The 14,734-nt window shown below is 31.1% G+C and carries 15 protein-coding genes and 1 pseudogene; 9 read left to right on the top strand and 7 right to left on the bottom strand.

What is annotated here, in order from left to right:
- The first annotated feature begins 16 nt into the window (after positions 1 to 16).
- The 5 genes and pseudogenes from J3477_RS06805 to J3477_RS26380 form a co-directional block, all read left to right on the top strand.
- Positions 17 to 1,390 (top strand): acetyl-CoA carboxylase biotin carboxylase subunit, encoded by a 1,374-nt coding sequence (locus J3477_RS06805; RefSeq protein ID WP_206868921.1) that lies wholly within the window; start codon positions 17 to 19, stop codon positions 1,388 to 1,390.
- Entirely contained in the window at positions 1,374 to 2,195 is an 822-nt protein-coding gene (accD, locus tag J3477_RS06800; RefSeq protein WP_206868920.1) for an acetyl-CoA carboxylase, carboxyltransferase subunit beta, read from the top strand. The genes J3477_RS06805 and accD overlap by 17 nt, the downstream gene beginning before the upstream one ends.
- The gene (locus J3477_RS06795) at positions 2,179 to 2,997 is read left to right on the top strand and encodes an acetyl-CoA carboxylase carboxyltransferase subunit alpha (protein WP_206868918.1); all 819 of its coding nucleotides are present in this window, start codon (positions 2,179 to 2,181) and stop codon (positions 2,995 to 2,997) included. The genes accD and J3477_RS06795 overlap by 17 nt, the downstream gene beginning before the upstream one ends.
- 490 nt (positions 2,998 to 3,487) lie before the next feature.
- A complete protein-coding gene (gene fliB, locus J3477_RS06790; RefSeq protein WP_206868917.1) occupies positions 3,488 to 4,645 on the top strand; it encodes a flagellin lysine-N-methylase in 1,158 nt (385 codons plus the stop codon).
- A 5-nt stretch (positions 4,646 to 4,650) separates the two neighbouring features.
- A pseudogene (locus J3477_RS26380) lies at positions 4,651 to 4,722 on the top strand (AraC family transcriptional regulator); the annotation flags it as partial.
- Between the two features lie 163 nt (positions 4,723 to 4,885).
- Here J3477_RS26380 and J3477_RS06780 read toward each other — a convergent pair.
- Complete coding sequence (locus J3477_RS06780; RefSeq protein ID WP_206868916.1) at positions 4,886 to 5,737, bottom strand: patatin-like phospholipase family protein; 852 nt, start codon at positions 5,735 to 5,737, stop codon at positions 4,886 to 4,888.
- A 204-nt stretch (positions 5,738 to 5,941) separates the two neighbouring features.
- Between J3477_RS06780 and J3477_RS06775 the strand changes: the two genes are divergently transcribed.
- The gene (locus J3477_RS06775) at positions 5,942 to 6,295 is read left to right on the top strand and encodes a MerR family transcriptional regulator (protein ID WP_206868915.1); all 354 of its coding nucleotides are present in this window, start codon (positions 5,942 to 5,944) and stop codon (positions 6,293 to 6,295) included.
- 155 nt (positions 6,296 to 6,450) lie between these two features.
- On the opposite strand, the gene J3477_RS06770 is transcribed toward J3477_RS06775, so the two are convergent.
- Complete coding sequence (locus J3477_RS06770; RefSeq protein WP_206868914.1) at positions 6,451 to 8,190, bottom strand: ABC-F family ATP-binding cassette domain-containing protein; 1,740 nt, start codon at positions 8,188 to 8,190, stop codon at positions 6,451 to 6,453.
- Between the two features lie 486 nt (positions 8,191 to 8,676).
- On the opposite strand from J3477_RS06770, the gene truA reads away from it, so the two are divergent.
- Together truA and J3477_RS06760 are read left to right on the top strand one after the other, a co-directional pair.
- Entirely contained in the window at positions 8,677 to 9,423 is a 747-nt protein-coding gene (gene truA / locus J3477_RS06765) for a tRNA pseudouridine(38-40) synthase TruA (protein WP_206868913.1), read from the top strand.
- A 232-nt stretch (positions 9,424 to 9,655) separates the two neighbouring features.
- Complete coding sequence (locus J3477_RS06760) at positions 9,656 to 10,654, top strand: oxidoreductase (RefSeq protein WP_206868912.1); 999 nt, start codon at positions 9,656 to 9,658, stop codon at positions 10,652 to 10,654.
- A 136-nt stretch (positions 10,655 to 10,790) separates the two neighbouring features.
- On the opposite strand, the gene J3477_RS06755 is transcribed toward J3477_RS06760, so the two are convergent.
- The 4 genes from J3477_RS06755 to J3477_RS06740 form a co-directional block, all read right to left on the bottom strand.
- A complete protein-coding gene (locus tag J3477_RS06755; RefSeq protein ID WP_206868910.1) occupies positions 10,791 to 11,270 on the bottom strand; it encodes an HIT family protein in 480 nt (159 codons plus the stop codon).
- Between the two features lie 117 nt (positions 11,271 to 11,387).
- The gene (locus J3477_RS06750; RefSeq protein ID WP_206868909.1) at positions 11,388 to 12,278 is read right to left on the bottom strand and encodes a serine hydrolase domain-containing protein; all 891 of its coding nucleotides are present in this window, start codon (positions 12,276 to 12,278) and stop codon (positions 11,388 to 11,390) included.
- Between the two features lie 79 nt (positions 12,279 to 12,357).
- Positions 12,358 to 12,918: a DUF6652 family protein gene (locus J3477_RS06745; protein ID WP_206868908.1), complete on the bottom strand. Its 561-nt coding sequence runs from the start codon at positions 12,916 to 12,918 to the stop codon at positions 12,358 to 12,360.
- 68 nt (positions 12,919 to 12,986) lie between these two features.
- Positions 12,987 to 13,637 (bottom strand): class I SAM-dependent methyltransferase, encoded by a 651-nt coding sequence (locus J3477_RS06740; RefSeq protein WP_228731228.1) that lies wholly within the window; start codon positions 13,635 to 13,637, stop codon positions 12,987 to 12,989.
- Positions 13,638 to 13,973: 336 nt separating this feature from the next.
- Between J3477_RS06740 and J3477_RS06735 the strand changes: the two genes are divergently transcribed.
- Complete coding sequence (locus J3477_RS06735; protein ID WP_206868907.1) at positions 13,974 to 14,219, top strand: hypothetical protein; 246 nt, start codon at positions 13,974 to 13,976, stop codon at positions 14,217 to 14,219.
- 171 nt (positions 14,220 to 14,390) lie between these two features.
- On the opposite strand, the gene J3477_RS06730 is transcribed toward J3477_RS06735, so the two are convergent.
- Positions 14,391 to 14,675: a DUF4183 domain-containing protein gene (locus J3477_RS06730; protein WP_206868906.1), complete on the bottom strand. Its 285-nt coding sequence runs from the start codon at positions 14,673 to 14,675 to the stop codon at positions 14,391 to 14,393.
- Positions 14,676 to 14,734: the final 59 nt, after the last annotated feature.

The raw sequence follows: 14,734 nt of genomic DNA, 5'->3' as shown, positions 1-14,734 counted from the left end.
TGGTGATGGGGGAATTATGGAGGGAAATGGTATAAAAAAGGTATTAATAGCTAATAGAGGCGAAATTGCAGTAAGGATCATAAGGGCCTGCAAGGAATTAGGTATAAAAACTGTTGCAGCATATTCTGAAGAAGATAAAGATGCACTTAGTACTACTCTCGCAGATGAATCAATTTGTATAGGTGGGGCTCCAGCTAAAGATAGTTATTTGAATATTCCAAATATAATAAGTGCATGTGATGTAACTGGAGCAGATAGCATACATCCAGGGGTAGGTTTCTTATCAGAAGATCCTAAGTTTGCGAGGATATGTAAAGAATGCGGGATAAACTTTATTGGTCCTAATAGTGAAACTATATCAATGATGGGAGATAAAGCTAGAGCAAAAAAAATAATGAAAAGCTTAAATGTTCCTATAATACCAGGTTCTGATGGAGAGATAGACTCTTTAGAAGATGCAATAAAAATAGCGAATAATATAGGTTATCCTGTAATGTTAAAAGCATCCTTTGGCGGTGGTGGGAAAGGTATAAGAGTAGTTAATAATGATGATGAGCTTAAGAAGGAGTACTACGTTTCAAAGTTAGAGTCTAAGGCATGCTTTGAAAGTGAAAAAATATACATTGAAAAAATTATAAAAGCTCCAAAACATATCGAATTTCAGATAATGGCGGATCAATACGGAAATGTAGTACATCTAGGAGAAAGAGATTGTTCGATGCAGAGGAATAATCAAAAGGTTATTGAAGAATCTCCTTGTAATTATATATCAGATGAACTGAGAAAAGAGATTGGAGAAGTTGCCATTAAAGTTGCAAAAGAAGTTGGTTATGTTAATGCAGGTACTGTTGAATTTTTGCTTGATAATAAGAATAATTACTATTTTATGGAGATGAATACAAGAATTCAAGTAGAGCATCCAATTACAGAATCAATTACTAGCATTGACCTAGTTAAGGAACAAATAATGGTAGCAGGTGGTAGAAAGCTCTCTTTTACCCAGGATGATATTAATTTAAGAGGACATGCAATTGAATGTAGAATAAATGCAGAAAATCCTAGCAATGGCTTTAAGCCTTGTTCTGGAAAAATATATACACTTATATTTCCAGGAGGCGCAGGGATTAGAATTGATAGTAGTGCATATAGTAACTGTACTATATCTCCATATTATGATTCTATGATTGCAAAAATAATTGCTTATGGTAGGGACAGAAATGAATCCATTCAGAGGATGAGGAGAGCACTTGGTGAACTTAAACTTGAAGGAATTATTACAAATATAGAATTTCAAACTTGGTTGTTGGAACAAAAAGAATTTTTAAACGGAAGTTATAATACAGAATTTTTATCGAATAAGTTGGTGGGAATGAATGGATTCGTTAAGTAGAGTTATGATTAAAAAAGGAATGTGGACAAAATGTAAGAAGTGTTCAAATATTATATATACAAAGGAATTGAAAGAAAATCAAAGTGTTTGTCCTAAATGTAGTAATCATCTAAGATTGAGTGCTAAAGATAGAATTGATCAGATTATAGATGATGGTACTTTTGAGGAGATGCATGCTGAGATTGAAACTAAGAATATTTTTAAATTTGAGGGTTATGATGAAAAGTTAAAAGAGAACAAAGAAAAAAATTCAATAAATGAGGCTGTAATTATAGGTTGTGGCAATATACATGGAATAAAGGTAGCTATTGGAGTAATGGATAGTAATTTTATGATGGGTAGTATGGGAACTGTAGTAGGAGAAAAAATTGCGAGATTAGTGGAGTTTTCTAGTAAAGAAAAATTGCCTATGGTATTGTTTTGTACTTCTGGAGGTGCAAGAATGCAAGAGGGAATCTTATCACTAATGCAAATGGCAAAGATATCATTTACGTTAGCAAGATTTAAGGAACAAGGTGGATTATATATATCAGTACTAACAGATCCAACAACAGGGGGAGTTAGTGCAAGTTTTGCAATGCAAGGAGATATAATAATTAGTGAACCAAATGCGTTGATAGGTTTTGCAGGTAAAAAAGTAATACAGAATACTATAAAAGAAGAGCTACCAAATGATTTACAAAGAGCCGAGTTTTTATTTAAAAAAGGATTAATAGACAAAATAGTTAATAGGAAAGAAATGAAAAAGTTTTTGTTTGATATACTTGATATAAACAAGGGGATATACTATGAACCAAGAAAATAATGTAATAAATAATGCATGGGAGAAAGTTAAACTTTCTCGTAATATAAACAGACCTAGTTCAGAGTATTATATAAATAATATTAGTGATAAGTTTGTTGAATTACATGGAGATAGATGTTATGGTGATGATAGCGCTGTTATTGCTGGTATTTGTAAAATAGATGGCATATCTGCAACAATTATAGGTATAACGAAAGGAAATAATACTAAAGAAAATATAAAAAGAAACTTTGGCATGCCGAAACCAGAAGGTTATAAAAAGTCTTATAGACTAATGAAGTATGCGGAAAATCATAATATGCCAATCTTATGTTTCGTAGATACTCCTGGTGCATATTGTGGTGTTGAAGCGGAAGAAAATGGACAAGGTATGGCTATTGCAAATAATTTGTTAGAAATGAGTAGATTAAAGGTTCCCATAATATCCATCTTTATAGGAGAAGGTGGTAGTGGAGGGGCATTAGCCTTAGGGATTGCAGATAAAGTATTAATGTTAGAAAATGCAATATACTCAATTTTATCTCCAGAAGGTTTTTCTAGTATATTATGGAAGGATGCAAGTAGAACTGCCGAAGCAGCTAGTGTTATGAAGTTGACAGCAAATGATTTGAAAGAAATAGGCATTATTGACCGAATAATTGAAGAACCAGATGGCGGTGCGCATAATAATAGACAGCAGATGACAAGTACATTAAAGTTGATTATTGTTGAAGAATTAAAAAAGTTAATGGAGTGTAATATAGACATCATTTTAGAAAGAAGATATGATAAATTTAGAAAAGTAGGAAATACATTTGACTAAGCAATTAAATAACTCCACTTACAAACTTATTGCTTATCTATATTAAAACCGTCATGGTAATTCATGATGGTTTTTTGCTCATACTAGCACCTTTAGTTATCAATCTCCGAATTTCTATCAGTCGTGTGGATATGAAGTTTTTGCAGAGTTAGATAACTATCCTGATAACATAACACAGTACTTTCTGAAAAAAACTTTTAGTAGTAAAAAATAAGATACTCAAACTGAGCATCTTATTTTAATTGCATTAACTCGCATATATGGTATTCATAATTTCAACAATAATTCTACCTAGTTAAAATAGAGTTTGTACTAAAAACATATAGATTGCCGTTCCTCTTACCTAATAAAAATATACCAATATTTAAGTGAAAACTTTGTTTCAAAGTCTACAGGTGCCTATTACAAATACTTGTTTACTTGATGATATAATCAATTGGTATTAAAATAAAGGAATAACTTAAAAAATATAAATAGGATGAGGTAAAAAATGAAGATTCGAGTACCAGATTATTTAAAAAAATTCAAATGTATAGCCTCAGAATGTGAAGATACATGCTGTGCTGGGTGGGAAATTGTAATTGATGATGAAACATATAGTAAATATAAAAGGGTAGATGGAGAGTTTGGAAAAAGACTACGAAATAAGATAGTGAACCGTGATGGAGAAAATATATTTGTATTAAAAGGCAATGACTGTGCATTTCTAAATGAAAACAAAATGTGTGATATATATACTGAGCTTGGAGCTGATAGTCTATGCTATACTTGCAGACAGTTTCCAAGATACACTGAAGAGTTTGGAGGATTACGTGAGATAGGGATATCACTGTCCTGCCCGGAAGCAGCAAGAATAATATTAAGAGATAATAAAAAGGTAAAGTTTGAAGTAAGTGAAATTCAAGAAGAAATAACTTCATATAATGATATTAACGCTATGCTTTTTATAAATCTTTTGCAAAGTAGAAAAATCGTTTTGGATATGCTTCAAAATCGTGATATTGTTCTAGAGGATAGAGTTTCTCTAATTCTGAAATTTACTAGTGAAATTCAGTCAGTAATAGATGAAAATAATATACTGGGAATAAAGAATGTAAATGAAAAATACTTAAACAATGACATTAAAAATGAATTTATTAATAGTTTAGATAAGTATAAAAATAAGGGGACTATCAAATATAATAACATCTATGAATTTTTTAAAGTCTTCAAAGAATTAAAACATATAAACCCTAATGATCCATTAGGATTACATAAGGTATTAAGTTATTTTTGGCAGTGCAATAGTGATGCAGAGCTCTATTTAGATAAACATAAACAATTTAATAAGTATTATAAAGATAAATTATACAAGTTTGAAAATCTGTTAGTTTACTTTGTATTTAGATATTTTATGAAGGCAGTTTTTGATTATGATGTATCTGCAAAAGTGAAAACAGCGGTGGTTAGTTATATAATGATTAAGGAATTATTTTTGTTTAGGTGGATAGAAAGTGGAAAGCTTACTGATGAAGATGCAGTAGACATAATGCACATGTATTCTAAAGACGTTGAACATTTGGAGGAAAATATAGAAAAGCTAGCAGAGATATTTGAAACTAACAATGTGTTTAACTTAGATGGATTTTTAAGCGTATTGATGAACTAATAGCTTTGGAGGCAGGTTTTAATGGAATAAGTTATTTTGGAAAAGTATTTAAAAAATATATGAATTGTACTCCTTCTGAATATAGAAATAAATATGGTGTAAAAAAAGCACAAAAAACCGTACTGATTTTTTTCAGTACGGTTTTACTATTTTTTATATCAGAGTTAACACCTTTTATTCTTAGGGGTACCTTTTCTCCAGCAATATTAAAGAAGGTTAAGGATAGTGTATGTTTAATAATTATTCCCAAGTTTTATAAACACCTGCAACTTCTCTTATCCCTTGTTCAAATCCAGCCTTTGCAGAGGAAGCAGCATGAGTTGGAGCATAAGGATTTTTGCCAATTGCTAAAATACTATCGTTGTCAGGAATTATAAGAGATACAGCAGCTCTTTTTCGCATCTCTTCAACATCTTCTTTAACGCTCGGAACTAAGCCATACTTTTGTGGCATAGGGGATAAAATCACCACTTTGTCATAAGAACCAGATAAAAATGCATTTGTACTTGAAACCATACCTCCATCAATCCAATCCCTATCATTAAAAGCTACAAAAGGCCAAAGGCCTGGCACAGCACCACTTGCATTCACTGCATCTATGAGTGAAGTATCTGAATCTTTATCAAATACATGTAGATCTCCTGTTTCTGCATCTACTGCAGTGACTTTTAATTTTGATGGCCAGATAGTTGTAGTAAGTCTTGATTCTACAACTGCCTGACGCTCTTCTTTTGAGATTTTGGAAGGATATTTTTTAGCTATGTCCCCAAACAGCTTCCCAATCTTCTTTTTATCATCTTTTCCGTATATAAAGGCTGCAGTCCATAATTTCATAATTTCTGAGCCAACTGATACATTAACTTCTGATTTATTTGGGATGAATTGAGAATCATAAAGCTTTCTCATATCATAACCACTTGCCAATGCAGTTCCAACAAATGAACCTGCAGAGGTGCCAATAATTACATCTGCCTCTGATAAATCAATACCTTCCTGTAACAAGGCCGTAATTATTCCAATCTCCCAAGCTATGCCGGTTACACCTCCACCGCCTAATACAACTGCTCGTGTTTTTTTATTAGTATTTTGCATTATAATCCTCTCCATTTCTTTTAGAATAGATAAAATACTTCAGTCATTGGACTCAAAATAAAGATTTCGATGATTCTACGAATCTTTATTTTGATCAATTCTAATAGGAAGTAGTTTATCTATATGTTGACTAATTAATTGATCAAAATGTATTATAAACTATGAAGTAAGGTTTAGAGTCAAGGGAATTCAGCGAGGTTTTTTATGAAAATAAATGAAGTATCAAAAAGAACAGGATTATCTATCTCTACTATTAGATTTTACGAAAAACAAGATTTGATCCCTGAAAAGTATTTTAGTAGAGACTCAAATAACTATCGTAATTATTCTGAAGATATAATAGACTACCTCATAATGATAAAGACAGTTCATTTAGTAGGTTTCTCCCTAGGAGAGATTAGAGAGATTCAAAAAAGTAATTCGAATTTGATTTCTATTGATACAAAGATTGAACTTTTACAAAAAAAGATAGAAGAAGTGCAAATCCAAAAAGAAAATCTAGATAAAACTGAGGCAATATTGAAGAAAATGCTTAAAAATAAATTGAATCTTTTGTAATACAGTGGTTCAATGTACATCGCACACAAAAAAACCACTATAAAAATATAGTGGTTTTTTATGTTTAAATTTAGAATATTAATTTGAACTAATATAAATTTTTATTTTACAAATTCAATGTTTCCTTATATTGATTACATTGCCACTAACTAAATTTAGAGTAACTTAATTAGCTCTTCTAACTCTTCTGACAAAGTTTTTGCAAGCGTAAAATCAGTAGCTTTTAAAGCTAATTCTATTTTTGTTTCAAGTGATTTTTTATTTTGTTCAATTTCCAAATAGTCTTTGCCGAAATGATTAGCATAAATCATTTTTTTAAATTTGCGCATATTCATTTTCCTAATAGTCTTATCTTCAATGATTAAAAGAGAATCCATACAGTTTACTATAGTATAGAAATCATGAGAAATCATTAAAATCGAACCATTATAGTTTTTTATGGCTTTTTCTAAGGCTATTTGTGAATAGGTGTCTAAATGACTTGTTGGTTCATCAAGAAGCAACAGATTTGCGTCACTAGCAGAAAGTTTAGCCAATTGAAGCATATTTTTTTCGCCACCAGATAAAGTTCCTATCTTTCTATTAATCATTTCTTCTTCAAAACCATAGTCTAAAATATGTGATTTAATATCTTCATAAGTTTTAAAACCAGCATCAAAGAACTCTTGAAGGATGGTATTAGAATCATTTAGCGTCTTATTTTGGATCTGAGATAAATAAGCTACTTTAGCCTTTTCATTTAGCTCAATAGAATCATGATTATTTTCAAAGATTTCTTGAAGTAAAGTGGTTTTTCCTGTACCATTTGAACCGATAATTGCTACCTTTTCAGTAGCTTTAACCTCAAAGTTAACATTTTCTAGAAGTACATCATCAAAGGAAACACTATAATTATTAACTTTTAAAGCAATGTCTTCTTTGATTTTATTACCTGTAACTAAACCGATATCCACTTCCTTAATATCTACAAAAGGTGCTTTAATTCTGCGTTTTTCTAATCTTTCTTGAATTTTAACTCTAGCATTTAGAGTTCTACCTCTAAAAGCTTCAGCGTTCTCAGTAGCAATAATTCTTAGTTTATTTATTAATATCTCGTTTCTCTCAATTTCTTCAGTATCAGCAGCAGCTAGTTCTTGTAATTCAATTTTAGTTTGAAGTAATGTGAAGTTATAATCAATATAGCTTCCATCAAACTCTTGTAACTCCATGTTTTCAAGGTGAATAATTTTGTTGAAACAATGATTCAATAGATATCTATTGTGTGTAATAACTAACATTGTTCCCTTGTGTGAATTAATTAGATTTTTAAGAGAATTAAGGTTTCCGAAGTCTAAAAACACATCTGGTTCATCCATAATAATTAAGTCTGGACTATTTAGCATTGCCTTTATTACTTGGATAAGCTTGAATTCCCCGCCACTAAGTTCAGATATCATTAAATCTTTATAATTGATTAAATTTGCAAGATTTAAATTTTTATTAATAATATCTTCGAAATTATCCCCATTAATTGCAGTAAATGCGTCTAAAGCTTGTTGATACTTTTCTAGTAGAGTATCAATATCCGAAGATGTTTCCATTTCAGTGCAAATAGATGTTATTTCATTTTGTAGTTTAATAAACTCTTCTCCTACATATTCAAAAACTGTAGTGTCTTTTATCTTGTCCAGTTGAGAGAATTGGCTTACATACCCAATTCTAGAATTTGGATACATATCTAACGTACCATCGAACATATATTTTTCTGGATCCATAATTATATCTATTAGCGTACTTTTTCCACTGCCATTTGTTCCTATAAAAGCACAATGTTGACCATATTCTAATGTAAATGAAATATTTTTATATAGATCCTTCTCTGGAAATGAGTAGGACAAATTATCGATTTTTAGCATAGTATACCTCGCTTTATAATTAAAAAAGAGCCTATAAAAATAGGCGCTTTAATATAATATTTTAGTAATTGAAATTTTACATTTGATTTTTATGTAATAAATACATTTTACTAAGTTTAATATTGACAGCATAACACCTTTTTAAACTAAGTTCAATCATTTCTAGGGTTCCAATTTCAATTGTTAATATATACATGTACAAAAATATTAAGATGTCAGGATTTTTGAGCAAGTATGGATTAAATTTCCTTAGAGGAACCCTATAATATAAGCAACAACAAATTGGAGAAGCACTTTTAACTTCAAATACAGCCTTAGCAATTATGGTATCCATAAGACTGGTTACTTCATCTTTTGTTACAAGATATTTTTTATAAAGAGAGTAAACCTCATAAAGAATTTCTAAAAACAAAGTTTACATATATAAACTTATCTTGGTATATGATAAAATGTATTGATTGGTATTTAGTAAAAAGGAGGATTCAAATGCAAAATTATAAGATGATGATAGCCTATGACGGTAGAAAATATACAGGGTATAATAAATCCAAAGATAACGCGGAAAAGAGTATTGAAGGTAAGTTAGAATTGATATTATCAAAACTCTATGAAAAGGAGATAGAGGTTATTGGTGCGGTTAATACTGATGCTGGGGTACACGCTAAAGGGCAAATTGTTAATTTTATAGCACCAGATAGTAGGTTAAGCGAAAAAGAAATTTTTGAGTATTTCGAAAAATATTTAACTGATGATATTATTATATTATCAGTAGAAACTGTTGATGAAAGATTTCATAGTAGATATTTAATGAAAAGTGCAACTTACGAATATCGATTATGGAAGAAAGATGCTCCTAATCGTCCTTTGTTTGAAAGACAATATGTTAACTTAATGAATCAAACAATAAATGTAGCTAAAAGTAAAGAAGCTGCAAAGCACCTTGTAGGTGAGCATGATTTCTTAGCTTTTACTACTAATAAGAAAACAAAGAAATCAATTAAAAAAATACTTTCTCTTGATGTAAGGGAAACTACAAATGAAATTATTATTACTATGACAGCAAATGGATTTTTATTAAATATGGAAAGAGTAATAGTAGGTACAATAATTCAAGTGGGACTTGGTCAATTACCTATGAATACAATTGAGAAAGCTTTTGAGTCTAAGGATTTGAAGGATGTAGGTCATAAAGCAAGTGCAGACGCGCTTTGTTTATTAAGTATTCAATATTAGTACATATATTTTTTAAAAGTTTATGTTATGGATGTACCACTTCATTGTAAAATTTATATTTTCAGATTGAAGTGGTACATCTTTTTTATATAGACTATAGTTATATAAGTGTTGATATGACTAAGATTTTTCATTGGACTCACGTTAAAATTATATATTAAATAGTTGTACTAGCTATGTTGTTTTGTCATTTATGATATGAAAGAAAAAGATTAGCGAAGGATGTGGAAAAATGAGTAATAGATCGATTCTACTTAAAAATCTTATAGTTAAAGGATTTACTTTTGAAAACAGATATGCTTGTGCCCCTTTTGACATAGCAACGGCAACAGAGGATGGATTGATTACAGAGGAATTATTATCAATCTACAAACAACGCACGGGTCCATCTCTTATAGTTGTTGAACAGGCAGCTGTAGCACGTGCCGGCCAATATAGAGAGAAGCTTATATATGTTGATAGAGATGAATGTATAGAAGGATTAGCAAAGCTTGCAGATATTATACATAAGAATAACCAAGTTGGAATTGTTCAGATAAATCATGCGGGAAGTGCTGCTAACGTTGAACTGACAGGAATGGAAGCTGTCGCTCCATCTGCTGTAATAAACCCTGCCTTCAAACGTACATTACCAAAGGCTTTGAATATTGAGGAAATTCAAAAAATAAAAGAGGATTTTGTGAAGGCTGCGCTGAGAGTTAAAAAGGCAGGGTTTGATGGTGTAGAAATACACAATTGCCATGGATTCCTATTGACTCAATTTTTGTCTCCAATAACTAATTTAAGAACTGATGAATATGGTGGAAGCCTGGAAAATAGAAGTCGTCTTCTTTTAGAGATAACAACAGAGGTGAGAAAGGCTATAGGCGAGGACTCCCTATTACTAGTTCGTCTTGGATTGGATGATCTGCTTCCAGGAGGGCTAACTCTTGAAGAAGGATGTCAGGTGGCAGAAAAACTTGTTGAAGCGGGAATAGATATTCTTGATACCTCATCAGGTATGCTTCCGCCACTTGTATTAAAAGGCCCAGCGATGCTAAGAGATATGATTAAAACTGTAAAGTCAAGAGTAACAGTTCCGGTTATTGGTGCTGGTGATTTGGAAGATGTTGAAATATCAGCGGATATGATTGAAAAGGGTGAGGTTGATTTTATAGCGCTTGGAAGACCTATATTAAAACAGCCAAACTTTGTGGAAGGCTTATTAGAAAAAATAAAGAATGAAGCCTAATTGACTTAGATGAGTATTTTTCTTAGCATTAATAAGAAAAATACTTAATTTCAATGTAGACGATTCAGAATCAATTTCATCAGGATTAAGTTCTTCAAAAGAATATATTCCTACATTGCAATAATCACTCATTCAATTAGGTCGCATTTATTCTTTTCTTACTAAAATACTCCTTTAGTTTTTGTGCGTATTCTATTCGCTCTTCTGATTTAGAATTTACTCTATCTGTTTTATAAAAATTATCATCTTTGTATCTCGGAAACACATGTAAATGATAATGCCATACATCTTGACCTCCACAAGGTTCATTGTGCTGTCTTGAAGATACACCGTCACATCTATATGTTTCCTTTAATGCAAGTGCAACTTCCTTCTCCATATCATGTATTCTATGAGATAATTCTGATGGTAAATCATAAATATTTTCTATATGTTTATTAGGAATTATTATTATATGACCTTTATTATTCTCCCACCAACCAGATGCAATGAAAACAGTAATATAATCATCTCTAAACACTATATCATCTTGTTTAGTATTTAGATGTTCATTTTCAACCCCTTCGACTATTAAGCAGAAAGGACAAGTGTAGCCTATTGGTTCATGATTGTACATAGATTTCCTCCTAAATGATTAATTCGCTATAATTTACTCATACGACACAGCATAAGATGATGATTTATTCCTCTATGAAAGAAGTTATAAAACCCAACCAATGCTAGTAATTTTATCTTATAACTTTGGAAGAATATAACTCCACATTGCACGCAGGATATCCTTATGGTTGATTTCATTATGGGATGTAACAGTAATAACAGCGTTATAATCAGTTAAAACCACACACAATTGACCATACATGCCGTCTGCTCGATAAGTGTTGGGGGGAGTACACTTCCAAACCTGATATCCATAGCCACCTCTTGTTTCAGCATCATTTTTGGAGGTGGTATCTACCCAATCAGAATGCATTAGGTTTACATAATCAACAGGAACGATTTGTTTATCCTTATATACGCCATTTTGTAGTAAGGTTATCCCAATGCGAGAAAACTCTTCAGTTGTTAGATACAAACCGCCTGAGCAGGATGTATGTCCATGTTGGCAGGTGTTCCATTGAGGATTTACAATTTCCAACATATCAAAAATGCGAGGTTTTAAATATTCCAGCATTATTTTACCGCTCACTTTTTCTACAAGCCGACCAAGCATGTAACTACATAAATCCTCATAATAGAAATTAGAACCAGCTTCTTTTTTCATCTCGGAGATAAAGAAAAGCTCTGCTCTGTCTTTAGAATTATATTGACTAAAATCCTCAAACATGTGTCCAGAGCTCATCCGTAACAAATGTCGGATAGTTATTTTTTCTGAACCTGAATAGGCGATATCCTTGTATTCTGGAAAAAAATCTAGGACATAATCGGACAATCGTAAACGACCTTCGTTTTCAGCTATGCCAATTCCCACAGATGCAAAGGTTTTTGATGCAGAGTAGAGATTTTCTCTATCATTACTTCGGAATCGATGTTCATCCAGCATTTTTCCGTTTTGATAAACATGAATGCCGTATACCCATAGATTTTTTTCAATTACAGAAAGTTGGAAATCCGATAACAATCCCATTTGAATCCCTCCATATTGTTTATTGTATTAATTTTATTCACTTGAACCTTGATGCATAAGCTATTATTATAGATAATTTCTATTCATTAATTTTCACGACTTTATTTTTGACTAGTAAAATTACTGTATCTATTACATCTAGAACAAAACATAGTTGTAGTATTATGTGTAGTATCAGTTTTCCTGTCTTAACCCTTTTTTCTTTATATAAAATTAATGAAAAACCTATTCCATAACTTGATGTAAATATCACTGTAAGGTATGCAAAAAAAACAGGAATTAAAAATAATAATGGTATAGGTGTGAACAAAATAAATCCTCTAGATGCAGCAAAAAATAGTAAAAACAATAAAACATATATAATAAAATTAATAACAAAGTAAGGAATTACTCCAAATTTAAGTGCTTTCATATTCTTTCTCATGGAGTCATAGTCACTGTTTTTTAAAAGAATAAAAGAGTTTACAGTGTTTATTCCTGCAAAAATTATGTTGAAAATTTCTGAAACAATAAGTGCAACTACTAATAGCCACTTTACTGTATTACCATGTATTAATCCTCTCACCAGAAAAAATAATGATAAGATTACTATAGAAAGGTTAAAGTATAGCCCTATCAGTGTGTTTCTAGTATTTTTCATAGATCTCCTCCCGCTTAAAGTTCACTGTATATTACAATATGCAGTAAACTTAGTCATATTAGTAATTGTTACTTTACCGCTTTGATTAACGAAGCACTAGTCCATCTTTTCTCCACTGAAATATTACTAAAGCCAACATCAGAAAGGAGAGTGAGCTCAGTATCTAAGGCAAGAGGAACATCAATATGAATAGTTCCAAAAGGAGCTTGTTGCTTCCTATATAACTCTTCTGCATTTTTAAGTAAGTTAATTTCAGTGTCTTTGTCTTTGCAAACAGTATCACCATTTATGAAATATGCACCTATTTTCAAACAAGCATATATTTTTTTATAGAGTTTAGTTTTTTGCTCTATATTAAAATGATGAAGGGAATAAGTTGAAAGCACAAGGTCAAAGCTGTTTTCTGTGAATGGAACATCAAAATATGAACCACAAATTGTATTTAAGATCATCCTTTGATGTAAGTCTTTTTTTTGTAGCTGTTCTAGCATGCCTTGAGAAATATCGATGGCAGTAACTGTTGAAGAATGTTTAATTCTTTCTATTTCTAACCCTGTACCACAGCCAAGAACTAAAATATTCTTAGGTTCTCCGCAGATATTGAACTGTTTCTCGATTTCATCATAGAATTCACTCATACCAAGATCTTGATAAAAGTTTCTATCATAATCTGAAGCACATTTATTAAAATGTACATCCATATTTTCCACTTTAAGCACTATTAGTTACCCCCTTCTTATTTAGAATTTTTTAATGGAATAGTTTTCTATTTATCTAATTATATATTAGATAATTGAATATATACAAATATTTTACAAAAAACAATAGATAAATTTATTTATAAACCTATTTAATGTATTTAAAGATTTGGTTTCAAAAGACAGGTGTAAATAGGTGCAACCTATAAATTAATTTTTTTGTGATTATATAACATAGGCCGCTTTATATGGGGAAGGTTTAGAATTTTCTGTATTATAAGTATTTATTATTATGTTTTTCCTACGATAATTATAATAGAAACATTCAATTGAATATCCAAGGAAGGAGTTTTATGTATGGCTGATGAAAAGAAAGTAGAACGCATTATTTCAGTATCTAAAGTCCGTGTCATACAGAAAGAGTATAAGTTTAGGAATATTCTCCTTAAAAAGAAGAAACAGTGGCGTAACAAGGATGGTAAAGCTGCTGAAGATAAAAATGAAGAGGACTATATGGCTCATAAGAGTTATGTAGAGGAAGTAAAGACAGCCTTAATGTATGGAGATGTTGGGCACGGTGTGATATTAGATAAAAAAGTCTAGTAGCAAAAGTGTAGCTATTTTAGTTTAGTTATGATGTAATTTTCATAAAATATGAAACCCACCACGGTAAAACGTGGTGAGTCTCTGTTTCAAAAGATATATGATAAAAAGTGCTACATAGTAGCAATAAATTTTGTTTGATAGAAAAATTTTAATATAAATGATAATATACTAGCTTACTACAAATTGGACTGTAATTGGAGTGCCAGCATCTAATGCATCTCCTCCAGGAATAGTTATCGCTGTGGTAGTTACAGAAGAAGTATCAGCTGTTTGAAGTATTCCATTAATGAACAGATTGTAGTAGCTGAATGTGCTTGGAAATGCTGTAGCTGCAGTACCAGCATCATTTGTAAAAGCTGTGGCAGCAATTGCAAAGGTCGCTCCTGTTCCTGTACCAGCTCCAATTGTAGAAGCGAATCTTCTGCTGTTTTGATATGGTGTTGTTATTGGCATTTTTTCGCCCCCTTTCTTTATCAGTATATTCATGAGTCACTAATTAGTTACTAATTAGT

This window comes from Clostridium zeae (assembly GCF_017312485.1).
GTDB lineage: Bacteria > Bacillota > Clostridia > Clostridiales > Clostridiaceae > Clostridium_AR > Clostridium_AR zeae.
This window is presented reverse-complemented; position numbering and strand designations above follow the sequence as displayed.